The organism is Streptomyces luteolifulvus, from assembly GCF_008806595.1.
GTDB classification, from domain to species: domain Bacteria; phylum Actinomycetota; class Actinomycetes; order Streptomycetales; family Streptomycetaceae; genus Streptomyces; species Streptomyces luteolifulvus.
Genome location: NZ_VZRB01000011.1, coordinates 217,897 through 241,839 on the forward strand (window position 1 = coordinate 217,897; position 23,943 = coordinate 241,839).

The 23,943-nt window shown below is 70.8% G+C and carries 24 protein-coding genes; 11 read left to right on the forward strand and 13 right to left on the reverse strand.

Annotated elements, in window-relative coordinates:
* Positions 1 to 151: 151 nt before the first annotated feature.
* Positions 152 to 1,129, reverse strand: coding sequence for an endonuclease/exonuclease/phosphatase family protein (locus F7R91_RS18540; protein ID WP_150950153.1), 978 nt, complete (start codon positions 1,127 to 1,129; stop codon positions 152 to 154).
* A 147-nt stretch (positions 1,130 to 1,276) separates the two neighbouring features.
* Here F7R91_RS18540 and F7R91_RS18545 point away from each other — a divergent pair, with 147 nt between their 5' ends.
* Positions 1,277 to 2,629, forward strand: coding sequence for an amidohydrolase (locus F7R91_RS18545; RefSeq protein ID WP_150950154.1), 1,353 nt, complete (start codon positions 1,277 to 1,279; stop codon positions 2,627 to 2,629).
* 183 nt (positions 2,630 to 2,812) lie between these two features.
* Complete coding sequence (locus F7R91_RS42075; RefSeq protein ID WP_191971541.1) at positions 2,813 to 2,986, forward strand: hypothetical protein; 174 nt, start codon at positions 2,813 to 2,815, stop codon at positions 2,984 to 2,986.
* A gap of 21 nt (positions 2,987 to 3,007) precedes the next feature.
* Here F7R91_RS42075 and F7R91_RS18550 read toward each other — a convergent pair whose 3' ends face one another.
* The 3 genes from F7R91_RS18550 to F7R91_RS18560 all read right to left on the reverse strand — a co-directional run bounded on the left by F7R91_RS18550 (position 3,008) and on the right by F7R91_RS18560 (position 6,282).
* Entirely contained in the window at positions 3,008 to 4,870 is a 1,863-nt protein-coding gene (locus F7R91_RS18550; RefSeq protein WP_191971545.1) for an ABC transporter ATP-binding protein, read from the reverse strand.
* A 249-nt stretch (positions 4,871 to 5,119) separates the two neighbouring features.
* Positions 5,120 to 5,569 (reverse strand): hypothetical protein, encoded by a 450-nt coding sequence (locus F7R91_RS18555; protein ID WP_150950156.1) that lies wholly within the window; start codon positions 5,567 to 5,569, stop codon positions 5,120 to 5,122.
* Positions 5,566 to 6,282: an ATP-binding protein gene (locus F7R91_RS18560; RefSeq protein ID WP_331000573.1), complete on the reverse strand. Its 717-nt coding sequence runs from the start codon at positions 6,280 to 6,282 to the stop codon at positions 5,566 to 5,568. The genes F7R91_RS18555 and F7R91_RS18560 overlap by 4 nt, the downstream gene beginning before the upstream one ends.
* A gap of 217 nt (positions 6,283 to 6,499) precedes the next feature.
* On the opposite strand from F7R91_RS18560, the gene F7R91_RS18565 reads away from it, so the two are divergent.
* Both F7R91_RS18565 and F7R91_RS18570 read left to right on the forward strand, forming a co-directional pair.
* On the forward strand, positions 6,500 to 7,360 hold the full coding sequence (locus tag F7R91_RS18565; protein WP_150950158.1) for a helix-turn-helix domain-containing protein: 861 nt from the start codon (positions 6,500 to 6,502) through the stop codon (positions 7,358 to 7,360).
* A complete protein-coding gene (locus F7R91_RS18570; protein ID WP_150950159.1) occupies positions 7,361 to 7,615 on the forward strand; it encodes a DUF397 domain-containing protein in 255 nt (84 codons plus the stop codon).
* A gap of 212 nt (positions 7,616 to 7,827) precedes the next feature.
* Here the strand turns inward: F7R91_RS18570 and pdxR are convergent, their stop codons facing one another.
* Positions 7,828 to 9,297 (reverse strand): MocR-like pyridoxine biosynthesis transcription factor PdxR, encoded by a 1,470-nt coding sequence (pdxR, locus tag F7R91_RS18575; RefSeq protein ID WP_150950160.1) that lies wholly within the window; start codon positions 9,295 to 9,297, stop codon positions 7,828 to 7,830.
* Between the two features lie 47 nt (positions 9,298 to 9,344).
* Between pdxR and F7R91_RS18580 the strand changes: the two genes are divergently transcribed.
* A complete protein-coding gene (locus tag F7R91_RS18580) occupies positions 9,345 to 9,848 on the forward strand; it encodes a carboxymuconolactone decarboxylase family protein (protein WP_150950161.1) in 504 nt (167 codons plus the stop codon).
* A gap of 32 nt (positions 9,849 to 9,880) precedes the next feature.
* Here the strand turns inward: F7R91_RS18580 and F7R91_RS18585 are convergent, their stop codons facing one another.
* The 3 genes from F7R91_RS18585 to F7R91_RS18595 all read right to left on the reverse strand — a co-directional run bounded on the left by F7R91_RS18585 (position 9,881) and on the right by F7R91_RS18595 (position 12,997).
* Positions 9,881 to 11,368: a glutamate synthase subunit beta gene (locus F7R91_RS18585; RefSeq protein ID WP_150950162.1), complete on the reverse strand. Its 1,488-nt coding sequence runs from the start codon at positions 11,366 to 11,368 to the stop codon at positions 9,881 to 9,883.
* A 163-nt stretch (positions 11,369 to 11,531) separates the two neighbouring features.
* Entirely contained in the window at positions 11,532 to 12,011 is a 480-nt protein-coding gene (locus tag F7R91_RS18590; protein ID WP_150950163.1) for an anthrone oxygenase family protein, read from the reverse strand.
* Positions 12,012 to 12,184: 173 nt separating this feature from the next.
* Positions 12,185 to 12,997 carry a DUF2293 domain-containing protein gene (locus tag F7R91_RS18595; protein ID WP_150950164.1) on the reverse strand — a complete coding sequence of 271 codons (813 nt, stop codon included), beginning with the start codon at positions 12,995 to 12,997 and terminating at the stop codon, positions 12,185 to 12,187.
* 128 nt (positions 12,998 to 13,125) lie between these two features.
* Between F7R91_RS18595 and F7R91_RS18600 the strand changes: the two genes are divergently transcribed.
* On the forward strand, positions 13,126 to 13,767 hold the full coding sequence (locus tag F7R91_RS18600) for a nucleoside/nucleotide kinase family protein (RefSeq protein ID WP_191971542.1): 642 nt from the start codon (positions 13,126 to 13,128) through the stop codon (positions 13,765 to 13,767).
* 226 nt (positions 13,768 to 13,993) lie between these two features.
* Positions 13,994 to 14,425: a CBS domain-containing protein gene (locus F7R91_RS18605; protein ID WP_150950166.1), complete on the forward strand. Its 432-nt coding sequence runs from the start codon at positions 13,994 to 13,996 to the stop codon at positions 14,423 to 14,425.
* A 51-nt stretch (positions 14,426 to 14,476) separates the two neighbouring features.
* Here F7R91_RS18605 and F7R91_RS18610 read toward each other — a convergent pair whose 3' ends face one another.
* The gene (locus F7R91_RS18610) at positions 14,477 to 15,604 is read right to left on the reverse strand and encodes a magnesium and cobalt transport protein CorA (protein ID WP_150950167.1); all 1,128 of its coding nucleotides are present in this window, start codon (positions 15,602 to 15,604) and stop codon (positions 14,477 to 14,479) included.
* Between the two features lie 176 nt (positions 15,605 to 15,780).
* On the opposite strand from F7R91_RS18610, the gene F7R91_RS18615 reads away from it, so the two are divergent.
* Entirely contained in the window at positions 15,781 to 16,575 is a 795-nt protein-coding gene (locus tag F7R91_RS18615) for a methyltransferase domain-containing protein (protein ID WP_150950168.1), read from the forward strand.
* Between the two features lie 59 nt (positions 16,576 to 16,634).
* Here the strand turns inward: F7R91_RS18615 and F7R91_RS18620 are convergent, their stop codons facing one another.
* Positions 16,635 to 17,549, reverse strand: coding sequence for a carbohydrate kinase family protein (locus F7R91_RS18620; RefSeq protein ID WP_150950169.1), 915 nt, complete (start codon positions 17,547 to 17,549; stop codon positions 16,635 to 16,637).
* On the reverse strand, positions 17,546 to 18,454 hold the full coding sequence (locus F7R91_RS18625; protein ID WP_191971543.1) for a pseudouridine-5'-phosphate glycosidase: 909 nt from the start codon (positions 18,452 to 18,454) through the stop codon (positions 17,546 to 17,548). The genes F7R91_RS18620 and F7R91_RS18625 overlap by 4 nt, the downstream gene beginning before the upstream one ends.
* Before the next feature lie 99 nt (positions 18,455 to 18,553).
* Here F7R91_RS18625 and F7R91_RS18630 point away from each other — a divergent pair, with 99 nt between their 5' ends.
* Complete coding sequence (locus tag F7R91_RS18630) at positions 18,554 to 18,982, forward strand: VOC family protein (protein WP_150950170.1); 429 nt, start codon at positions 18,554 to 18,556, stop codon at positions 18,980 to 18,982.
* Positions 18,983 to 18,986: 4 nt separating this feature from the next.
* On the opposite strand, the gene F7R91_RS18635 is transcribed toward F7R91_RS18630, so the two are convergent.
* Positions 18,987 to 19,541, reverse strand: coding sequence for a methylated-DNA--[protein]-cysteine S-methyltransferase (locus tag F7R91_RS18635; RefSeq protein WP_150950171.1), 555 nt, complete (start codon positions 19,539 to 19,541; stop codon positions 18,987 to 18,989).
* 83 nt (positions 19,542 to 19,624) lie between these two features.
* Positions 19,625 to 20,503 (reverse strand): glycerophosphodiester phosphodiesterase, encoded by an 879-nt coding sequence (locus F7R91_RS18640; protein WP_150950172.1) that lies wholly within the window; start codon positions 20,501 to 20,503, stop codon positions 19,625 to 19,627.
* 278 nt (positions 20,504 to 20,781) lie between these two features.
* On the opposite strand from F7R91_RS18640, the gene F7R91_RS18645 reads away from it, so the two are divergent.
* Positions 20,782 to 21,645, forward strand: a complete 864-nt coding sequence (locus tag F7R91_RS18645) for an MHYT domain-containing protein (protein ID WP_150950173.1) — start codon at positions 20,782 to 20,784, stop codon at positions 21,643 to 21,645.
* A 40-nt stretch (positions 21,646 to 21,685) separates the two neighbouring features.
* Positions 21,686 to 23,824 carry an excinuclease ABC subunit UvrB gene (uvrB, locus tag F7R91_RS18650; RefSeq protein WP_150950174.1) on the forward strand — a complete coding sequence of 713 codons (2,139 nt, stop codon included), beginning with the start codon at positions 21,686 to 21,688 and terminating at the stop codon, positions 23,822 to 23,824.
* Positions 23,825 to 23,943: the final 119 nt, after the last annotated feature.

Genomic DNA, 23,943 nt, shown 5'->3' on the forward strand with positions numbered 1-23,943 from the left:
GTGGCCGAGAACCGTCCTGCCCCGCGCCTCCCGGCACCGTGGGCACCAGCGCCGTACCGGGTCCGCTGCGCCCGCCCGGCCCGGGCATGTGCCCGACGTCGCCCGGCCGCAGCTCGCCCCGGAAGCAGACGGCGGTCCGCTGAGCCGCGTTTCAGCCGATCCGTATCCACACCGGCGCGTGGTCCGAGCCGGGCGTTCCGACGCGGTCCGCCGGGTTCTCGCCGACCGACGGCAGTTCGAGGGCGTCGCCCTGCTCGTCGGGCAGGCCCGTACCCGCCTGCGTGATGCGGTGGACCAGTCGGTGGCTCACCAGTATGTGGTCGATCAGCTCGGCGCGCTTGAAACTGACGCGCGAGAAGCGCCGCGACTCGGGGATCAGCGGGGCGACGTCCCAGAGCCGTTCCGCGTCTCCCTTGTCCGACTGCACGAAAGCGCGCTCGTCGTTCTTCTCGAGCGTGGAGCCGGGAATACCGACCAGGATCTGGGTGGTTGCGGCGTACACCACGTCGTTCATGTCGCCGAGTACGGCCACGTCCCGTTCGCGCCCGTCACCGGCGAGCAGTTCGTTCGCGAGGACACGCAAGGTCGCTGCTTCGGCGGACCGCCGGTAGAGGGCATACGCGCCGAAGCGGGCCCGTTCGGCCTCGTCACGCGGTTGGAAGCGCTTGTTCGGGTACGACAGCAGTTTCGACTTGAGGTGGGCTACGGCCACCTGCAGAGGTCCGTCGTCGCCCTCCAACTCCACCGCCAGGAAGCCGCGGCTCGTCTCCTTCTCCTTGTCCTCGGGCTTCTGGCCGTCGAGGGTCTGCACCGGGTCCAGCCTCGCCGCGAACGCGGTGACGTCGTGTGACACCCGCAGTTCCCGCCGGCTGAGAAAGCCGACGCGGATGCCCCGGCCGTCGGCATGCTCGGAGAGTTCCGTGTGCCACTCTCCGCCCAGGGCCTTGACCAGATCGTCGAGCGCTTCCTGCTGCTTGACCTCCTGCACGCCCAGCAACGTCGGGTCCAGTGCGGTGATGACGGAGGCGAGGTCGTTCACCTTCGCCTCGTACTGGGCATCGGTCTTGGGTGCGCCGTCGCCGCTGCGCGGCAGCATCAGATTCTCGAGATTCCAGGTACCGAGGAGCATGTGGGGCCCCTTCCAGAAGCCGTACGGCGGGCGGTGGTGAGGCGGTGGTGAGGCCAGAGTGCGCGGGCCGGCGCCGCCGGTACAGGGTGGGGACGGGATGCGCGGTTCACCCCCTTCGAGGGCACGACAGCGTCGTACGGTGCCTGTATGACGCCTTCTCCCGCCGGTCTCATCATCACCCGGTGCACGGTGCTCACGCACGACGATCATGAGCGGATCGGGTTCACGGAGGACGCCGCGATCGTCGTACGGGACGGCGTCGTGGAAGCGGTGGTCGGCAGTGCGGAGGCCGAAACACTGCCCGCCGCCGAACGCATCGACGCGGGTGGCCAGGTTGCCCTCCCCGGCCTGATCAACTGTCATACGCACGCCCCGATGGTCGCCCTGCGCGGCCTCGCCGAGGATCTGCCGGTCGAGGAGTGGTTCAACGACGTCGTCTGGCCCGTCGAGAGCAACCTCACCGAGAAGGACGTCGAGTTGGGGGCGCGGCTCGCCTGCGCCGAGATGATCCGTGGCGGTGTCACCTGCTTCGCGGACCACTATTTCGCCATGGACGCGGTCGCCGCCGTGGTCGCCGAGTGCGGGATGCGGGCGCACCTCGGCGAGGCCTACTTCTCCTCGCAGGGCACCCAAGGCCGGGAGAAATCCCTGGAGTTCGCATTACGGCACCGCGGCGGCGCCGGCGGCCGCATCACCACCGCCCTCGCCCCGCACGCCCCGTACACCGTGACCGACGACGACCTCGCCGCCACCGCCCGACTCGCCCGCGCACACGGCCTCCCCGTCCACCTCCATGCCGCGGAGAACCGCGACCAGGCCGACACCAGCCTCGCCCGGCACGGCGTCACGCCGATCGAGGTCCTGGAGCGCACGGGGCTCCTCGACACCGACGTGCTCATCGCGCACGGCACCGGCATCCTCGAACGGGACCTACCCGTCCTGGAGCGCGCCGGCGGACGTACGGCCGTCGCCACCGCACCCCGCGGCTACCTCAAGTTCGCCTGGCCCACCACCACACCGGTCCGTGCCCTGCGTGACATCGGCATCCCGGTCGGACTCGCCACGGACGGTGCCGCGTCCAACAACTCCCTCGACGTGTGGGAGTCGATGGCCCTCACCTCCCTCGTCCAGAAGTCGACCGAGGGCGACCCCCGTTGGCTGACCTCACGCCAGGCGCTGCACCACGCCACGCTGCAGAGCGCCGAGGCGGTCGGGCTCGGTGGGGTCGTCGGGCGTATCGCGCCGGGACTGCGGGCCGACATCGTCCTCGTCGACCTCACCGGCCCGCACACCCAGCCCGTCCACGACCTCGCCGCGGCCCTCGTCCACAGCGCCCGCTCGGCCGACGTGAGCACGACGATCGTCGACGGACGGATCCTCATGCGCGACCGGGAGCTGCTGACGATCGACGTGCCCGCGGTCGTCGGCGAGCTCGGCGGCCGTATGCCCGCGCTGCTCGACCGGAGCCATGGCCGCCGCATCCAGGAGTACGACACCTGACCGTGTCACGAACAGTGTGAAAACTGATACGGATGGTGCGCGTGATGTTCGTAAGGTGACCGGATCGTCACGCTCGGCAGTGATCGCGTGTCAACTACGTCTCAGTCCCGTCACCGAGCGAGGCGTTCGGCCTCCGGAGGGCGTTAACTCCTACAAGTACGACGCTTTCGGAGGTGCAGGGTGGTGAACGGGCGAACCGTGCTCGAACGCTTTCCCGCAGGTGGGCCACGCGGATCGTGGCCGGCGGAGGAGTTCGCGCACGCGCGACGTCAGGAGGGGCTGCCCGCCGAGGTTGTCATGGACCTCGCCACGGACACATTCCTGGTGATCGTCCGGAGCGGTGACCTCACGGAGTGAGCGTCGCCGCGCGGGGACGACTCAGCCCGCCTTCGGGGCGGGCATCTTCTGTGTGAACTGCTCCGCCTGGAGCGAGTACAGCTCCGCGTAGACACCGCCGGTGGCCAGCAGCTCTTCGGGAGTGCCGGACTCCACGAGCCGGCCCTGGTCGAGCACGTGCACCAGGTCGGCATGGCGCACCGACGCCAGCCGGTGGGTGATCAGGATGACCGTCTGCCCGGTGCCGGCCAGGGCGCGGATCTTCTCGAAGACCTCCAGCTCGGCCCGGGCGTCCAGGGCCGCCGTCGGCTCGTCGACGATCAGGATGCGCCCGCGCCGGTATGCGGCCCGGGCGATCCCGAGCCGCTGCCACTGGCCGCCCGACAACTCGTGCCCGCCGCTGAAGTTGCGGGCCAGCAGGGTGTCCAGACCGCGCGGGAGGTCCATGACCACCTCTTCGGCACCCGCCTCCGCGACCGCGTCCGTCACCCGCTCGTCGGTGAGCGGCGCAGAGGAACGGCCCACCGCCACATTGACGCGGGCCGTGAACGGCCACCGTTTGAAGTCCTGGGCCACCATCGCGACGCGCTCGGCGAGACGGCGCCGGTCGGCGGTCGCCGCGTCCACGTCGTCCCACAGGATCCGGCCGTCATCGGGGGCGTACAGGCCGGCCAGCAGCTTCACCAGCGTCGTCTTGCCGGAACCGTTCTCGCCGACCAGCGCGACGATCTTGCCGAGCGGAACGGTGAGCGTCACATCGTCCAGTGCGGGGCGGGCCGCGTCACCCGGGTAGCTGAAGGTGACGTGCTCGAAGCGGATCTCCCGCGGCTCCTCGGGCAGCGCCGCACCGCCCAGCGGAATGGCCCGCTCGGCGGCCTCGACGTAAAGCCGCTGGAGATCGCCCACGAACAGCGCCTCCTCGTGCAGGGCGTTGATCTCCACGACGAGCGTGTCGAGGCTCTGCGAACCGGTGCGGACGGCGATCACGGCCGTGCCCGCCACCGACAGCGCCATCGCACCCGCCAGCAGCAGTCCGCCCAGCGTTGCGTACGTCGCCGCCGTCGCCAGGCCCGTCCAGGCCGCCGCGATCAGACCCGTACGGGCGGCCAGCCGCGCCAGGCGTGCCTGCTCGGCCTCCGCCGTCTCGGACATCGAGCGGAAGTGCCGCAGCAGGAACGGGCCCACACCGTGGACGCGGATCTCCGGCGCGGCCTCCGGCTCGATGAGCAGCGCTCCCAGCAGCCGTCCCGCGCGCGCGTGCTGCACCCAGGCGTGGAAGGACTCGTAGCGGCGGCGGGCGATGGTCAGCGCACTCCAGCCGCTCGGCAGCGTCATCGTCACCAGCAACGGAAGCAGCGCCGGGTGCAGCACGGTCAGCACGCCCGCCGCCGCGACCAGCGAGATCATCGCGTTCACCACGCCCGTGGCGAACGAGATCATGCGGCGGGCGGAGGCGGCGCCGTACTGCGCCGTGTCCAGCAGCTTGTGGAAGGCATGGTCCTCGATCGCGGCCAGCTCCACCTCGGCCGCCCGCTCCAGATACAGCTCGGTGGCCACCCGCTCCACCTTCGGCTCCAGACGCCCGGTGGCGTAGGTCGACGCCGCCCGCAGCAACGCCCCGGCAAGCATCACGGCGGCCATCGTCAGCAGCGCGGGTACGGCCCCGCGCAGCCGCTCCTCGATGGTGCCGTCGCCGATCAGCCGCCCCAGCACACTGTTGACGGCGAGCAGGCTCACCGCCTGCGCCAGGCCCCGGCCCGCCTCGGCGGCCAGCACGGTCCGCGCCGCGGCCCGGTCGGCCTGCCAGGCCAGCCGGAAACTGGACGCGAGCAGGGCGGGCAGCCGGGTCACCATGGCCCGGAAGTTCAGCTCCAGAAACGCTTCCGAGTGGGAGTTCCAGCCCATGTCGTAGCGCAACGGGCCGCCGAAGAGCAGCCGCTCCGACTCGGAGACCCCGGGTGTGCCCCGCCCCTTGCCGTCCTTGCCCCCGGCGCGCCGCTTCCCCACCGCCGACCTCCCCCGGTCGTGGACGAACGGCCACTATCGCGGCGAGGGCCGCTTCGGGGCAGAGCGCATCCGGGACGGGCGGGAGCGCGCGGGCGTACGCCCTGGTGAGGGGCGCCGCGGTATGCATTGTGCGCCGTTACCGGCGTCCTACGCGCTGACCGGCCGCGACCACGCGGGCGCAGTGCCCGTCAGCCGGCACACGGCCAGGTAGAGCGGTATCGGCGGGGTGTACGGGAGGATGCCGGCCGGCTGGTGGATCAGGCCCGGGACACCGGGGGAACCGGCGACGAGCGCGCCGGTGGCGTACCGCGTGGGGGCCGGCCAGCGCAGGGCGTGGTCGGAATCGGAGGGAATGATCCACCACCAGTGCGCCTCGTCGGCGTAGACGCAGCCCACGCGCGGCATCCGGGGCATCAGCAGCGGGCCGAGACGGGTGGGTGTCCCCACCGCGTCGCAGCCCAGCGGGGCCATCATGCCTTCGGGGACGGACAGTCGCCGGGGCGTGTCCGGTGTGCGGCTTCCCGAGGGCCGGCCGCGGCGGAGCCGGACCAGCGTCTCCAGACTCAGTGCCCGGGGACCGCCGGGCGCAGTGCTCACGCCCTCCGCCACTCGTGGCCCGGGTCGACCGGGGAAGGCCCCATGGCTCCCGTCGCGTCGACCGCCGGTGTGTGCCCCGGCGTGTGGTGCGCCTCCGCCTCGTCCTCACCGTCCGAGCCGCCGGGCGGGCCGGGCTTCGGCCGGGCCCCCCAGCCCAGGTCGTTGCGCGGGACGCCGGCGTCGTCGCGGGGAGAGTCCGCCTTGCGGGGCAGCTCCGCCCAGACCAGCAGCCCGGGGCCCTGTTCATGGGCACCCCAGGCGTGGCACAGCGCGTCGACGAGGAGCAGTCCCCTCCCGTGCTCCTCCTCGGGCCGCTGCGGGGACGGAAGGGGTTCGCCCGGTGCGCAGCCCTCGTCCCGCACGGCTATGCGCACCAGGTCGTCACCGTCGTGCAGTTCGCACACGACGAGAGTGCTGGCGGTGTGCACTATCGCGTTGGTGACCAGCTCGGAGACCACCAGGGCCGCCGTGTCGCAGATGTCCTCGCAGACGGACCAGCCGGTGAGCCGTGCCCTTGTCAGGCGTCTGGCCTGCGCGGGAGAACCCGGATGTGCGGCCAGCTCGAAGCGGAACCGGCGCTCGGCGGCGGCCCTTTGCGGGTCCACCTCCGCGGCGGCACCGAGACCGAGAGAGCGGCCTGCGGCGGCGTCTGTTCCTAAGGGCGCGGACGGAATCACGCTTGCCACTATCGCCCCGTCGTGAACACTTGGCAAGTGTCACTCTGAAAAATGCAGAGTGCTGTGTGACGCGGTGAAGGGCCGTGGCACACTGCTCGCAACAGCACGTCGAGCGGCGCCAGTTGGGATCAGCGGAGATCCGTACCGATCTTCGAATGGGATTTCGAATGGCGCCGCAGGGCTGTCAGCGTGCTTCTGTGGTCGGCCTGATGCCCTTGTGGCCGTCCTGACAGGGACTTTGTGGAGGTGGAGCGTGAGCGAACCGCGGTCCGCGCCGACGGTCGGCCAGGTCGTCCTCGGCCGACGCCTGCTGGACCTGCGGGAACGTGCCGGCCTCAAACGCGAGGAGGCCGCCCGTATCCTCCGTGTCGCGCCCGCCACCGTCCGCCGTATGGAGATGGCCGAGGTCGCGCTCAAAATCCCGTACCTCCAACTCCTCCTGAAGGCCTATGGGGTTTCCGACGAGGAAGCGGAAGCGTTCGTCCAACTGGCCGAAGAGGCCAACCGTCCCGGGTGGTGGCAGCGCTTCCACGACGTCCTGCCCGGCTGGTTCTCGATGCACGTCAGCCTGGAGGGCGCCGCCGCCCTCATCCGCGAGTATGAGCCGCACTTCGTCCCCGGGCTGTTGCAGACCGAGGACTACGCGCGTGGCGTCCTGCAGTCCGGCGCCATCGGGCAGACCAGTCCCGAGGACATCGAACGCCATGTCGCGCTGCGCATGCAGCGCCAGGACCTGCTCACGCGTCCCGACGCGCCCCGGCTGTGGGCCGTGATGGACGAGACCGTGCTGCGCCGCCAGGTCGGCGGCCCGGAGGTGATGCGTGCCCAGATCGACAGACTTCTCGACGCCACGAAGCTGCCCCATGTGACGCTGCAGGTCGCCCCGTTCGCGAACGGGCCGCACCCCGGCACGTACGGACCCTTCGTGCTGTTCCGATTTGCCGTGCCCGAACTCCCGGACATGGTCTACAGCGAGTACCTGACCGGTGCCGTCTACCTCGACGCGCGCGCCGAGGTGGCGACCCACCTCGAGGTCATGGACCGCATGGCGGCGCAGGCCGCTACAGCACATCGCACGAAGGAGATCCTCCGGGATCTCCGCAAGGAGCTGTGAATGGATCGCATCAAGCCGCGCAAACCCGTCTACAACGGCATGCCCGCGAGGGAACTGGGCAGCGAGGGCTGGCACAAGCCGTGGAGCGGGGGAAACGGCGGGAACTGCCTGGAGGCCATGAAGCTCGCCGACGGCCGGATCGCCGTCCGCCAGTCCACCGACCCCGACGGTCCCGCGCTGATCTACACCACCGACGAGATGACGGCCTTCATAGAGGGCGCCAAGGCGGGGGTGGCCGACTTCCTGCTGTCGTGAGACCGCTTCTTGATTCCCCGCCTTGATTTCCCGCCTTGATTTCCCGTCATCCATTGAAAATTGCACCGAGTTGAGCACCTGAGTTGAGCACTGAGCTGATCACACCCACTGCGCATGACGACCTGGACCTTGCGGAGCAGGCCTCACCCAGATTGGTTCCCTGCTTGTAGCTGCAGGAGCGGGGGTGCTGCCGTCTCGCTCCGCCGGGGGTCTCACTCCGGCGGAGACGGCAGTACCCCGCACAGTGCCTCCAGGGCCGGACCGTACGCGTGCTCCGAGGGCGTCGCGTATCCCACCACCAGACCGTCGGGCGCGGCCATCTCCGTCTCCGGGTGCCGGAACTCGGCCAGGCCGTCCAGCGCGATGCCCTGCCCGACGGCGGCCCCGACCGCGGCCCGCTCGGTGCCGGGCGGCAGCCGCAGCACCGCGTGCAGCCCGGCCGCGACCCCGCTGACCTCGACATGCGGCGCATACGTGGCGAGCGCAGAGACGAGGCGGTCCCTGCGGCCGCGGTACCGCTGCCGCATCCGCCGCACATGACGGTCGTACGACCCGGAGACGATGAAGTCGGCGAGGCTCAACTGGTCGAGGACGCTCGCCCACCCCTCACGGTCGCCCTTGGCCGCGAGCACGGCGTCGACGTACCGCTCCGGAAGGACCATCCAGCCCAGCCGCACCGCGGGCGACAGACTCTTGCTGACCGAGCCGATGTGGATCACCCGCTCCGGATCGAGACCCTGGACGGCCCCGACCGGTTTGCGGTCGTAGCGGAACTCCCCGTCGTAGTCGTCCTCCAGGACCACCGCTCCACGCGCGCGTGCCCAGTCGATCACGGCGGCACGCCGCTCCGCGTGCAACGGGCCGCCGGTCGGGAACTGGTGCGCGGGCGTGAGCAGTACGGCCCGCTCCCGGCCCAACCGGTCGACGCGCGCCCCGTGTTCGTCCAGGGGGAGCGGCACGGTCCGCACCCCGGCCGCCGAGAGCAGCGCCCGATGGAAACCCAGTCCGTACGCCTCCACCGCCAACGGACCGCGCAGTACCGCGCTGCTGCCACCGCTCCCACCGCCCCCGCCTGTCGGGCCGAACAGCAGTCGCAGCGCATGCGCGAAGCCGGAGCAGATCACGATCCGGCCCGGATCGGTCCGCACGCCACGCGCGCGTGCCAGATACTCCGTGAGTGCCTCCCGCAGTTCGGCACGGCCGGCGGGATCACCGGGCCCGAACACCTCGTTGGGCGCCTGCTGGAGGGCCCGCCGGTACGAGGCGAGCCAGGCCGCGCGCGGGAACGCCGACGCGTCCGGAGTGCCCTGCCGCAGGTCGTGCCGCGGTCCACGCGCGCGTGCGGGTGCCTTTGCCGGCACCGGGACCGGGACCGGGACCGGGACCGTGCGCCGCATCGGTTCGGTGCGGTCGGCGACCCGGGTGCCCGAGCCCTGGCGGGCGGTCAGCCAGCCCTCCGCGACGAGTTCCGCGTACGCGTCGGCCACCGTGTTCCGGGCCACCCCGAGATCGGCGGCGAGCGAACGGTACGGAGGCAGCCGCATGCCCGGGGCGAGCCGCCCGCTCCGTACGGCCTCGCGCAGGGCCCGGATCAGCGCCGCCCGCCGCCCGCCCGGCCCGGACAGCTCCAGATGCAGGTCGGCGCCGATCCGCTCCGCAGAATTGACCCATGATTCCGCCATGGAAATGCACCCTACAACCGGTCTTTCGGGTCCGTAGGTTGATGGACATGACGACGAACACGACCGGTACCGCCATCGCCGACGCCGTGGCCGGGGCCGGAAAGACCCGCCTCGACTTCGCGAAGTCCGCCCCGAAGGTCTTCCGCGCCCTGATCGGTTTCGACGCCGCCGCCCGCGAGGGCCTCGACCCGGCCCTCGTCGAACTGATCCAGATCCGGGCCTCGCACCTCAACCACTGCGCGTACTGCCTCCACATGCACACCAACGACGCCCGCAAGGCCGGCGAGAGCGAGGACCGGCTGCACATGGTCGCCGTGTGGCGCGAGGCCCGCCACTTCTTCTCCGAGAAGGAGCAGGCCGCCCTCGCCCTGACGGAGGCGGTGACCCTGGTGGCCGAGGGCGGCGTCCCGGACGATGTCCACACCGAGGCCGCCGCCCACTTCGACGAGCAGGAACTCGCCCACGTACTCGCCCTGATCTGCACGATCAACAGCTGGAACCGGGTGGCGCTGTCGACGGGGAAGGTCGCGGGCACGGACGAGCGGCACTAGCCCCCGTCGGTATCCGGCACACGGCTTGCGGGCTACACCCTCATCGGGCGGTCGTACGGCCCTATCGGCGCCGGCAGCCGTGAACTGCCCGTCAGCAGGCGGTCGACGGCCGCCGCCACCGCCCGCCCCTCCGCGATCGCCCACACGATCAGCGACTGCCCCCGGGCGGCGTCCCCCGCGGCGAACACCCCGGGGACGTTGGTGGCGAATCCCGCGTCCCGCACGATCGTGCCGCGCGGATCCAGCTCCAGCCCCAGCTGATCGATGACCCCGTCCTCCCGGTCCGGCCCGGAGAAGCCGAGCGCGAGCAGCACGAGGTCGGCCGGGAGGGTCCGGCCGGTCTCCGGCACCGGCCGCCGCTCGGCGTCCACCTCGACCAGATGCAGCGAGCGCACCCGCCCCTCCGCATCACCCGTGAAACGGAGCGTGGACGCCGCGAACAGCCGCGCGTCCGCGTCCGCCGCGGGTGCGCTGCGCAGATCACGGGCCTCCTCATGGGCCGCCGACAGCCGGTAGACCTTCGGGTACGTCGGCCAGGGGTCCGTGTCCTCGTCGCGCGCGGCGCCCGGCTGGGCGTAGATGTCCAGCTGGGTGACGGACGCGGCACCCTCCCGTACCGCGGTGCCCAGACAGTCGGCCCCGGTGTCGCCGCCGCCGACTATCACGACATGCCTCCCGGCGGCGGACAACGGGGACGCCGCCAGGTCGCCCTCGCACACCCGGTTGGCCAGCGGCAGATACTCCATCGCCTGGTGGATTCCGGCCAGCTCCCGCCCGGGGACGGGAAGTTCACGCCACGCGGTGGCCCCCGTCGCGATCACCACGGCGTCGTAACGCGTCCGCAGCTCGGCCGCCCCGACGTCCCGCCCGACCGCCGTCGACGTACGGAACTTGGTCCCCTCGGCCCGCATCTGCTCCAGCCGCCGCTCCAGATGGCGCTTCTCCATCTTGAACGCCGGGATGCCGTACCGCATCAGCCCGCCGAGCCGGTCGTCCTTCTCGTACACGGCGACCGTGTGCCCCGCCCGGGTCAGCTGCTGCGCCGCGGCCAGGCCCGTGGGCCCCGACCCGATCACCGCGACCGTACGCCCGGACAGCCGGTCCGGCGGCCTCGGCGGCGCGAAACCCAGCTCCCAGGCCCGGTCGGCGATGGCGGCCTCGACATTCTTGATCGTGACCGCGGGCTGGTTGATGGCCAGAACGCACCCCGCCTCGCACGGCGCCGGACACAACCTGCCCGTGAACTCGGGGAAGTTGTTCGTCGCGTGCAGCCGGTCGGCCGCGGCCCGCCAGTCCTCCCGGGAGACCAGGTCGTTCCACTCGGGGATCAGATTGCCGAGCGGACAGGCCTCGTGGCAGAACGGGATGCCGCAGTCCATACAGCGATCGGCCTGTTTGCTGATGATGGGCAGCAGCGCCCCGGGGACGTACACCTCGTCCCAGTCCTTGACCCGCTCCTCGACCGGCCTGCGGGGCCAGTCATGTCGCGGCGTGGTCATGAATCCCTTGGGATCGGCCATGGCCGTCTTCCTTGCATGCGCGTGCGACGGGGGCCGTGCGTCATCGGGCGCACTCTTTCGGCCACGATACGTCCCGTCCACCGCTCACGCAGAGGGGGTGACAGCGCTTTCTGCGGGGGGTTGCTCGGGTGAGGGACAGTGCCCTCTCGATGTCAGGCCTCTCTCAGGTCAGCGCCAGCACATACGCCACCGTCGCTCCGGCCGAGGCGACGGTGCGGACGTGGTTCCACATCGTCCACTCCCGCACATACGTCGGCCAGTACGCCGCCGCCTCCGCCGTGCCCGCCTCCAGCCTGAGCAGCGCGTCGTTGCGCGGCACGTTCGCGACCATGGTCAGCGCGAACGAGCCGAACAGATACAGCGCGCTGCCCACCAGCAGCTCCACCGCCCCCTCGTCCGGCCACAGCACGAACGTCACCACGGCTATCACCGCGCACAGCACCGCCGAGCCCACGAACACGAGCATGAAGGGCGGCCGCACCGCCGCCACATTGATCGCCTTCATGGCGGCGACACCCTGCGCGGGCGGCAACGCGGCCAGCCCCCGCATCACGAAGGTCGAGAACGCGCAGAAGACCCCGGCCGCCAGGCCGGTACCGACCACACCCAGCACCGTCAGCACGAAGTACGGTCCATCGATCACTCCGACATCAACTCCCCGCATCGAGCCGAGACCCTGCCCGGCATCACCCGTCACCACAAGTGAATTCCCACCCGGTCGCGCCAAACCATGGCCGAGCCGCGCGGGGGCATGCGCGAACGTCCAGGGCGGGGGGCTCAGGGGTGGGGGCGGGGCGGCTCGGCGGATTCTCGCCTTCACCTTCCCTTTTCCCCTCCCCCTCCGCCCCCGGGCCCACCCCCTGAGCCCCCCTCGTCCACCCCCGCCTCCGAGCCCACCCCCGCCCCGCCCGCCTCCTCCGCTCGCGAGCCCGTCCCCGGCCCGGCCCCCGCCCCCACCCGCCACGCCGCGAGCACCGTCTCCACGGTCGGTGCTATCCGCCGTCGTGCCTCGTGCCGCGGCACCCCGCTCATCAGCAGCTGGTCGTACGCCGTGTCCCGATGCCGTACGGAGGCCACGACCGCCGAGGTCACCGCCCCCTCGGACAGCGCCCGCCCCGCCGCGCTCCGGCCCACCCGGCCGCTGCCCCGCACCGAGGCGTGCGTGGCGATGTCCCGCGCCCGGTCCGCCGGGCAGCCGGGGAACAGCCTGCGTATCTCCGCCGCGAACGCGTCCGTGAACCGCACGTCCTGCGCGGCCCGCCGTCGTGCGTCGCGTACCCGGCGTCGTCGGCGCGCCTCCGCGTCGGCCAGGCATCGCTCCTCGGCCCGGGCGAGACCCGCCTCCTCGACGAGGACGCCCTGTCGCTCGTAGCGGCCCTTGCGCCGGTTGAACCGCACGACCACCGCCGACAGTGAACTCTCCTCTCTCGACCGTCGCGTCAGCGCCGTGTCGCCGCGCGGCAGGAACACCAGATGCCCGAGATCGGCACAGTCGAGGCAACGCAGGACTTCGTCCTCCAGGACGAGCAGCGGCAGGGGCCCGCCGCCGCACTCCGCGCAGTGCCGCCTCCTGAGGGGTTGGATGACGAGAAGTCCACCGCGGAGAGAGGGAGTTGCGAGGTGTGCCATAGGTGATGCATTCCCCCTGACAGGGGCGGATCCATTCGGTTCGGATCACGGCATTGCCGTTGCGGTTGCCGCTGGTGTTGCGGCCGGGCGTACGAGGGGTACGCATCCTGGCCGGGCCCTGACGCATCATGGGCCGTGTGCGACTCGAAGCGATCACCTGGGACCGGCTCGGCGATCTCCTGGCCGAGCGCCTGCTCGATCTGAAGCCGGCCGACGGCAGCCCCTGGCCCCGTATCGCCTTCGACGGCGCCACGGCCGGGCGCCCGGGAGACCTCGCCGAGCGTGTCTCGGAGGCCCTGCGCATACGGGGCCGCCCCTCGCTCGTCGTGGGAACCCGGGGCTTCCTGCGCCCGGCCTCGCTCCGCCTCGAGTACGGCCACCAGGACGTGGAGGCCTATTACAGCGGCTGGTTCGACACGAGCGCTCTGTGGCGCGAGGTCTTCGAGCCGCTCGAACCCGGCGGCGACGGCCGTGTCCTGCCCGACCTGTGGGACCCGGCCACCGACCGTGCCACCCGCAGCTCCTACGTCCGACTCCCGCCCGGCGGCTTGCTGTTGCTCCACGGCCCCCTCCTGCTGAAGCACTGGTTCCCCTTCGACCTGACCGTCCACGTCCTCCTCTCACCCGGCGCCCTGCGCCGCCGCACCCCCGAGCCCGACCAATGGACCCTTCCCGCCTTCGAGCGCTACGAGGCCGAGACCGACCCCGCCGGCACGGCCGACGTCCTCGTACGCGCCGACGACCCGCGCCATCCGGCGTGGAGCGGCTGATCCGCGCCATCCGGTGTGGAGCGCTGATCCGTGATCGCCTTCGGCTCGGCCGGTGCACGTCGACAGCAGGAACTCAGCCGGGACTCCACCGGCCGCTGCCCCCTCGGCCCCGGTGGCGCACCGTGCGTCCGGGTGCGTCTGCCCGGCGGCACGGCGAGAATGAAGGGCGCCGGTATCAGCGGAGCGACCCGCGCCGCGCCGGCCGTCCGGCACCGGGAGGTACTCCATGACCACCGCCGGAGACATCATGCACCGTGGTGCCCAGTGGATCCCCGCCCACGAGACCCTGGACCGCGCCGCCCAGCTGATGCGTGAGCTGAACGTCGGAGCCCTGCCCATCGGCGACGCCGACGACCGGCTCTGCGGCATCCTCACCGACCGCGACATCGTCGTCGGCTGCGTGGCCATGGGCCATGACCCGGCCAAGGTCACCGCGGGCGAGATGGCCCAGGGCACCCCGTACTGGATCGACGCGGGCGCCGATGTCAGCGATGTGCTGCACCAGATGCAGGAACACCAGATCCGCAGGCTTCCCGTCATCGAGAACAAGCGCCTGGTCGGCATGATCAGCGAGTCCGACCTGGCCCAGCATCTGACGGATCACCAGATCGCCGAGTGGGCCGAGAGCGTCTACGCCAGGACCCCTGCCCGTCCCTGACCCCTGCGATCCATTGCCCGCATCCTGACCGGAGTTCCGGACGGGCCCCGGTCAGAGCCAGCCGTTGCGTCGGAAGCCCCTGTACAGGGCCAGGCACGCGATGGATATCACGCCTATGACAAATCCGTAGCCGTACCGCCAGTGCAGTTCCGGCATGTGCTCGAAGTTCATGCCGTAGACCCCGCACACCATCGTGGGGACGGCGATCACCGCGGCCCATGCCGTGATCTTCCGCATGTCCTCGTTCTGCGCGACCGTCACCTGGGCGAGATGAGCCTGCAGGATCGAGTTGAGGAGTTCGTCGAACGCGGCGAGCTGTTCCTTCGCCCGCAACAGGTGGTCGGAGACATCGCGGAAGTAGGCCTGTATCTCCGGGTCGATCACCCGTATCGGACGAGTGGCGAGCTCTTCGAGCGGGCGGCCGAGCGGCACCACGGCCCGCTTCAGCTCCAGCAGTTCCCTCTTGAGCTGGTAGATGCGTCCCGGGTCGGCGCGGGCGCCGTTCTCCGCGAACACGTCCGTCTCGACCTGGTCGATGTCCTCCTGCACGGCGTCCGTGACGTTCAGATAGTCGTCGACGACATGGTCCGCGATCGCGTGGAGCACCGCCGCCGGGCCCTTGGCGAGTTGCTCCGGACGGGACTCCAGCTCCTCGCGCAGCGGGCCGAGTGATCCGTGCCGTCCATGGCGCACCGTGACCACGAAGTCCTGGCCGGCGAACACCATGATCTCGCCGGTGTCCACCACCTCGCTGGTCGCCGTCAGCTCCTCGTGCTCGACGTAGCAGACCGTCTTGAACACGGCGAACAGCGTCTCGCCGTAGCGCTCCACCTTCGGGCGCTGGTGGGCCTCGACCGCGTCCTCGACCGCCAGCGGGTGCAGGTCGAAGAGCTCGGCGATGCCCGCGAACTCCTGGTCCGTCGGCTCGTGGAGGCCGAGCCAGACGAAACCGCCGCGCTGCTTGCGCACCTGTTCCACGGCGTCGACCAGATCGTCGCCCGCGGGTATCCGGGCGCCGTCCCGGTAGGTCACGCAGTTCACCACGGAGGAGCCCAGCGGGGACCGGGCGGGGTGGCTCAGGTCGACGCGCGGCTGCCGCCGGGCCAGCCGTGCCACCTTGCGGAGGCTGCCGACCCGGCCGAGGCTCGTGACCTTCCGCAGATTCCCTGCCATGGACATCTGGATCTCCTTGCGTGGATCTCCCTGCATTGCATTCCTGCGCCTTCCGCGCCAGTCTGCCAGGTCGCTTTCATCGGCGGACAAGCCTGTGGGAGCAGGGCATTCCGCTTGGTTCCCGGCTGTGGACAAGGTGCGTCGAGTCGTGTGGACAAGCGGATAAATGGGATGATCACGACATGACGCGAATCGACGGACACCTCCTCGACCAACGGCGGACCGAGGCGGGGGAGCACCATGAAGCCTTTGCCGCCCTGTTCGACCCCACGACCTTCCGGCACCTCGAAGCGCTGGGCGCGGGACCCGGGTGGCGCTGCTGGGAGGTCGGTGCCGGCGGCACTTCCGTGGTGTCCTGGCTGGCCAAGAAGGTCGGCCCGACCGGGCGGGTCGTCGCGACCGACATCGACACGTCCCGGCTCACCCCGGTGGCACGCCCGCCGGTCGAGGTGCACCTGCACGACGTGGGGAAGGAGGCGCCGCCGGGCGAGAGCTTCGATCTCGTGCACGCCCGGCACGTCCTCGTTCATGTGTCGGACCGGGAAGGGGCGTTGCGGTCGATGGTCAAGGCCCTGCGTCCCGGCGGACGGCTGCTGATCGAGGACGCCGATCCTGCCTTGCAGTCCCTGCTCTGCCCCGAGGAGTACGGCCCGGAGCAGCAACTGGCGAACCGGCTGCGGCAGGGCTTCCGCCAGTTGCTCGCCGACCGGGGTGCCGACCTCTCCTACGGCCGCCGGCTTCCGCGCCTGCTGCGCGAGGCCGGCCTGCGGCGGGTGGAGGCCGATGCGTACTTCCCCCTCACCTCGCCCGCCTGCGCCGATCTGGAGACCGCCACCATCCGCCAGATCCGCCCCCGGCTCGTGGCTGCGGGCTTCGCCACGGACCGGGACATCGACCGCCACCTGGCGAATGTCGCCTCCGGCGCCATCGATCTGGCCACCTTCCCGATGATCTCGGCGTGGGGGCGGAAGGAGTAGGCGGTGACCGGGGGCGTCCCTAGCTTGGTCGGTCCGGTACAGGGCACGTTCAGCGGGGGTCAGTCCGCCGCAGGCGGTCTGCCTCCCAGCCGTTGCACCGCCAGCGCCCCCGCCCGGCACCCCTCCCTCGCCGCCTCCTCCGGCGCGGCGCCCGTGAGCAGAGCGGCGAGGAACGCGCCCGTGAAGGCGTCACCGGCCCCCGTGGTGTCCTGGGGCGTCACCGGCACCGCCGGGACCCGGGCGCTCACGGCGCCGGACCGGGCCACGAGCGCACCGTCCGCTCCCTGCTTGGCCACCACCAGCGGGACGTGGCGGCTCAGCTTGGCCGCCGCGTCCGCCGCATCGGACAGCCCCGTCAGCAGGCACGCCTCGTCACGACTGGGCAGCAGCACGTCCACCCCTTCGACGAGCGCCAGGAAACGGTCGACCCCCAGCGTCTTGAGGAAGCCGGACGACGCCGGATCCAGGCTCACCGGCACACCACGCGCGCGTGCCGACGCGAGGGCCGCCGCCACCAGTGCACGGCTCGGTTCGGAGAACAGGAGGTAGCCCGACAGATGCAGCCGTACGACGCCGTCGAGCAGCGACTCGGACCAGTCGTCGGGGTCGAGCCGCAACGAGGCGCCGCTGTCCGTGAGGAACGTCCGCTCGGCAGCGGCCTCCGTGTCGACGACACAGATCACCGTGCCGGTGGGCGCCTCGGGATCGACGACGAGCCGGGGCCGTACGCCGCAGGCGGCCAGCTCCCGCTCGTGCCACGCGACCGAGTCCGCGCCGACCCGGCCGAGCAGCCGCACCTCCGGGCCACCCCAGTGAGCCGCCCAGCAGGCCACATTCGCTCCGGCGCCGCCGGGCAGCGTCCGGATCGAGGAGGCCGTGTCCGTGCCCGGTGCGAGCGGCCCCCGGTGCCGGGCGACGACGTCCGTGATCACGTCCCCGACGACCAGCAGCGCGCCGCCCGGCCCCGTTGTCATGCCGACGCCCAGGCCGCCGCGATCCGTGCCGCCAGCCTCACATTGCCGCGCACGGCCGCCAGGTTGGCGCTCAGCGAGGCGCCGTCGGTGTGACGCACCAGGTAGTCCAGCAGGAACGGTGTGACCGCCTGGCCGGTCACGCCCTCTGCCTCGCACGCGTGCAGCGCGTCGGCGAGCACGCGCGCGTGCAGCCCGGGATCCAGCTGCTCCGCCTCGGGGACGGGGTGGGCGACGATCAGTGCCGACTCCGGTCCGCCGAGCGCGTCCTGCGCGCGCATGACGTCCGCCACCTGCCGCGGGCTCTCCAACGTCCAGTCCACGGGATGCCCCGAGTCGGACAGATAGAAGCCGGGGAACCGGTCCGTGCCGTATCCGGCCACGGCGACGCCCAGCGTCTCCAGCCGCTGGAGGGTCGCCGGCACGTCCAGGATCGACTTCACTCCCGCGCACACCACCGTGATCCGCGTGCGCGCCAGCAGGCCCAGGTCGGCGGACTCGTCCTGGGTCACCGTCCACTCGCGGTGCACCCCGCCGAGCCCGCCCGTCGCGAACACCCGAACGCCCCCCAGCGCCGCGAGCAGCGCCGTCGCCGACACAGTGGTCGCCCCGCTCACCCCGGAGGCCACCGCGAGCGGCAGGTCACGGTGGCCCAGCTTGCGGATCCCGTCCTCGTTCGCGACGCGCTCCAGCTGCTCCTTGTCCAGCCCGACATGGGGCCGCCCGTCCAGCACGGCGATCGTCGCGGGCACGGCTCCCTCCCGCCGTACGACGTCCTCCAGCTCCAGCGCCACCTGCAGATTGCGCGGGCGCGGCAGCCCGTGCGCGATGATCGTGGACTCCAGGGCCACCACGGGTTGACGCGCGTCGACCGCCGCCCGCACCTCTTCCGACACCACCAGCACCACGCGCCTGCCTCCTGTCCGTCGTTCTTCCCTCATCTCTGGCGGGCGGCATGCCCGGTCAAACCCTTGCGGGCTGTGGGGGACGACACCAGCCTGGTCTGCATGACGGACAACACCGCACGTCTCGACCATGTCGTCCTCTGGGTCCGCGACCCGGTCGCGTCGGCCGACTTCTACGAGAAGGCCGTCGGACTCGAACCCCTGAAGGTCACCGAGTTCGCCGCGGGGCAGGCGTCCTTCCCCTCCGTACGTCTCAACGAGGAGACCATCTTCGACCTCGCGCCGCTCAGTCTCGCCGAAGGGATGAACATGCTCCCGGGCGCCGTCGACAGCGCCGGCCACCCGGTCAACCATGTCTGCCTGTCCCTGCCCGTCGGCGAGTTCGACGCACTGCGCACCCGCCTGCAGGAGCGCGGCGTCCCGGTCTCCGACTTCTCCTACGACGCCTACGGCGCCCGCGGAACGGCCCGCCGCAGCTTCTACTTCCGAGACCCCGACGGGAATGTCTTCGAAGCACGGCATTACGAGTAGGCCCTCAGAAAAGGGGCTCGGGCAGGACGCCTTCCAGGGCGAGCAGCTTCCGTTTGGTCTCCAGTCCGCCGCCGAATCCGCCGATGCCGCCATCGCTCTCGACGACCCGGTGGCAGGGCACGACGACCGGCAGCGGATTGGACCCCATTGCCACCCCCACCGCCTGGGCGGCGCCCGGCTGGCTGACCCGCCCGGCCAGATCGCCGTAGCCGACGACCGTGCCGTACGGCACGCCGGCCGACAGCTCGCGCAGCACCTGCCGGTTGAAACCGGAGATCAGCGACCAGTCCAGCGGCAGCTCGAAGTCGTGCCGCTCACCCGCGAAATACGCCTCGACCTGGCATATCGCCTCGGCCAGCAGCGGGGAGCGGGGCGCCTCGACCGGCTCGCCGCCCAGCCGGGACGCGAGCCGGTCGAGCGCCCTGTCGCGCACCTCGTCGGTGGCGTGGAAGACGACATTGACCAGGCCCTCGCGGGTCGCGGCCAGCAGCAGGGGACCGATGCCGGTGTCGACGACGGCCCACACGACCTGCTGCTCGTTATGCCCATGGCTGTCCATGCGCTCCACCGTACGACCCGCCACTGACAATGCCCGGGGAACGGCCAAGGCCCCCCGAACCGCTCTCCCGAAGCGGCGTGGCCTCACCACTCGCCGAGCGCGTCCCGGACCACGTCGGGCCTGTTGGTGATGACACCGTCGACGCCGTACCCGGCGACCCGCCGGGCCGTGTCGGCGTCGTCGACGGTCCAGGTGACGACCTCCAGGGGCCTGCCGTGCGCTCCCGTGAACACATGCACGGCGGAGACGTACCCCCGAGAGACGGCCCTGTACGAGGGATTGATCTGGTCGGTGAACGTCGCGTAGCCGGGCAGTTCCGCCACGGAGGGGGCGCCCAGCAGACCGGTCTTCACACCGGGCTTCAGCTCGTGGACCGTCCGGATGCTGGCCGCGCTGAAGCTCTGCACGATCAGCCGACCGGTGAGGTGCTGCCGGTCGAGCCACCCCTCGTTGCCGAGGAGCTTGAGGGTCTGCCGCTCGATGTCCGGATACAGCTGGGGGTTCTTGATCTCCAGGAGCAGCTTCTGGTGATGGAGGTCCACGCGGTTCACGTACTGCTGGAGCGTCGGCACGCGCGTGCCCGCGTACCCGGGACCGAACCAGCTCCCGGCGTCCAGGCGTGCGATCTCGGCGGCCGTGAAGTCCTTCACCTTCCAGGGCGCCCGCCCGGGGTAGATCTCCTCGACATCGGTGGTGCGCTGCAGGCTGTCGTCGTGGATGACCACGAGTTCGCCGTCCTTGGTGCGCTGGACGTCGTTCTCGACCCAGCCGATACCGAGCCGGGCCGCCTCGTCGACGGCGGCCAGGGTGTTCTCGGGCGCGTAGGCGGAGGCACCCCGGTGGGCGATGACCGGGAGCCGCTCGCCGGGTTCGCGGGCTGCCTGGGCGCCAGGGGTTGGGAGAAGGAGGGCGGCGGTCCCCAGGAGCGCGATGGTCGTGGCGGCAACTGCGCGCGCGTACATGCGTTCTCCTCGCGTCGAGTGATCACATACAGCTCAACTCTGACAGCAGAGAGTCAACATTGGGCGGGTTCAGAATGACCACAGACCGAATGGGTCGTACCAAGTCCGCTCACCGGTGCCGCACATGTGGGGCAAGAGCGTGTTTCTTTGCCGGAAAATCGTTCGACCATTCCGGTGGGAGTCATACTCTCTGCCTCAACCCTGACCGCCCTGGCGGTCCTGGGAGGGGGCGTATTTCAGGGAATCCAGGACGAAACAGGGCGGAAGGGTGGCCGCGCATGCAGGGCACGGTCGACGGATTCAGCTACGGACTCGTCACACCGTTGGTGGCCTACCTCATGGCGTGCCTCGGAGGTGCCCTCGGCCTGCGCTGCACCACCAGATCGATGCTCGTCGCCCGCTCCTGGCGCCCCGGCTGGCTCGCCCTCGGCTCCGCGGCGATCGGCTCCGGCATATGGACCATGCACTTCATCGCGATGATGGGCTTCACGGTCAAGGAGGCGCCGATCCATTACGAAAAGACGACGACGTACGCGAGCCTGGGCGTCGCGATCCTGATGGTGGGCGTCGGGATCTTCATCGTCGGCTACAAAGGCGCGAAGGGAACCGCGCTTTTCACCGGGGGCACCATCACCGGCCTGGGTATTGCGTCGATGCACTATCTGGGCATGGCCGGTATGCGCCTCAACGGAAAGCTCGAGTACAACACCTTCACCGTCGCCGCCTCCGTGGTCATAGCCGTCGTCGCGGCCACCGCCGCCCTGTGGGCCGCCGGCCAGGTCAGAGGGTTCCTGTGGAGCGTGGGCGCAAGCCTCGTCATGGGGCTCGCCGTCACCGGCATGCACTACACCGGGATGGCCGCGCTCTCCGTCCACCTGCACGGCACCACCGCCCCCGGCTCCGGTGACTCGGCCGGCCTGCTCGGCCCCATGCTGATCGGCCCGCTCGTCTTTCTGCTGCTGGCCGGCGTCGTCGTGATGTTCGATCCGCTGATGGTCATGGGGAAGCCCGACTGGACCCCCGCGGAGAACAAGCCGGGCGTCCCGGCCCGCAGCGCCCTGCCGCACGCCGGCCACCACACCTCGCCCCGCCTCCGGCGGAACCTGGGCCCCCGCGGCTCCCGCACCCCGCAGAACCGCTGATCCGGCCTCGTTGTCAGTGCGGGGTCGTACGGTGGATTCCATGCGGCCCGTTTCCAGCATCGAACGCACGGTGGCGCCCTTCGAGGTCGTCAGCCCCTACCAGCCCAGCGGCGACCAGCCGCAGGCCATCACCGAGCTCGCCCGGCGCATCGAGGCGGGCGAGAAGGACGTCGTCCTGCTCGGCGCCACCGGCACCGGCAAGTCCGCCACCACCGCGTGGATGATCGAGAAGCTTCAGCGGCCCACACTCGTGATGGCGCCGAACAAGACCCTGGCCGCCCAGCTGGCGAACGAGTTCCGGGAGCTCCTGCCGAACAACGCCGTCGAGTACTTCGTCTCGTACTACGACTACTACCAGCCCGAGGCCTACGTCCCCCAGTCGGACACCTACATCGAGAAGGACTCCTCCATCAACGAGGAGGTCGAGCGGCTGCGTCACTCCGCGACCAACTCGCTGCTCACCCGCCGCGACGTCGTCGTGGTCGCCTCGGTCTCCTGCATCTACGGCCTCGGAACGCCGCAGGAGTACGTGGACCGGATGGTCCCCCTCAGGGTCGGCGAGGAGATCGACCGGGACCAGTTGCTGCGCCGCTTCGTGGACATCCAGTACACGCGTAACGACGCGGCCTTCACCCGCGGCACCTTCCGCGTCCGTGGAGACACCATCGAGATCTTCCCGGTCTACGAGGAGCTCGCCGTCCGCATCGAGATGTTCGGCGACGAGATCGAGGCGCTGTCCACGCTCCACCCGCTCACCGGCGAGATCATCAGCGACGACGAGCAGCTGTACGTCTTCCCGGCCTCCCACTATGTCGCCGGCCCCGAGCGTATGGAGCGGGCCGTCAACGACATCGAGAAGGAGCTCGGGGAGCGCCTGGCCGACCTGGAGAAGCAGGGCAAGCTCCTGGAGGCCCAGCGCCTGCGGATGCGCACCACGTACGACATCGAGATGCTCCGACAGATCGGTTCCTGCTCCGGCGTCGAGAACTACTCGATGCACTTCGACGGCCGTTCGCCCGGCTCTCCGCCCAACACCCTGCTCGACTACTTCCCGGAGGACTTCCTGCTCGTCATCGACGAGTCCCACGTCACCGTCCCGCAGATCGGCGCGATGTACGAGGGCGACGCCTCCCGCAAGCGCACCCTCGTCGACCACGGCTTCCGGCTGCCCTCCGCCCTCGACAACCGTCCCCTGAAGTGGGAGGAGTTCCAGCAGCGGATCGGCCAGGCCGTCTATCTGTCGGCCACCCCGGGCACCTACGAGCTCTCCCGCGCGGACGGCACCGTCGAGCAGATCATCCGCCCCACCGGCCTGGTCGACCCGGAGGTCGTCGTCAAGCCCACCGAGGGCCAGATCGACGACCTGGTGCACGAGATCCGCAAGCGCACGGAGAAGGACGAACGCGTCCTGGTCACCACGCTCACCAAGAAGATGGCCGAGGACCTCACGGACTACTTCCTCGAGCTCGGCATCCAGGTGCGCTATCTGCACAGCGACGTCGACACACTGCGCCGCGTCGAGCTGCTGCGCGAGCTGCGCTCCGGCGAGTTCGACGTCCTCGTCGGCATCAACCTGCTCCGCGAGGGACTCGACCTGCCCGAGGTGTCCCTGGTGGCCATCCTCGACGCCGACAAGGAGGGCTTCCTGCGCTCCGGCACATCCCTGATCCAGACCATCGGCCGCGCCGCGCGCAACGTCTCCGGCCAGGTCCACATGTACGCCGACAAGATCACCCCGGCGATGGAGAAGGCCATCGAGGAGACCAACCGCCGCCGGGAGAAGCAGATCGCGTACAACAAGGAGCTGGGCATCGATCCCCAGCCGCTCCGCAAGAAGATCAACGACATCGTCGCGCAGATCGCGCGTGAGGACGTCGACACGGAGCAGCTGCTCGGCTCGGGTTACCGCAGGACGAAGGACGGCAAGGGCGCCAAGGCCCCCGTGCCCTCGCTCGGCGGCAAGGCGGCCAAGGGCGGCAAGACCGCCAAGGGCAAGGTCAAGGAGACGGTGCCGACCGACCGTCCCGCGGCCGAACTCGCCGACCAGATCGAGGAGATGACGGCGCGGATGCGCGCCGCCGCCGCGGACCTCCAGTTCGAGATCGCGGCCCGGCTGCGCGACGAGGTCTCCGAGATGAAGAAGGAGCTGCGCCAGATGAAGGAAGCGGGCATCGCCTAATGGGACTTGCCGGGGCGTAGAGACTCGGTGCCGTAGCCGCCAGCAGGTGAGCACTTTCATCGCCTGAAGCACGTGACTTCTGAGGTCAGACCGTGCCCCTGCTGGTCGGCCGGGAGGCC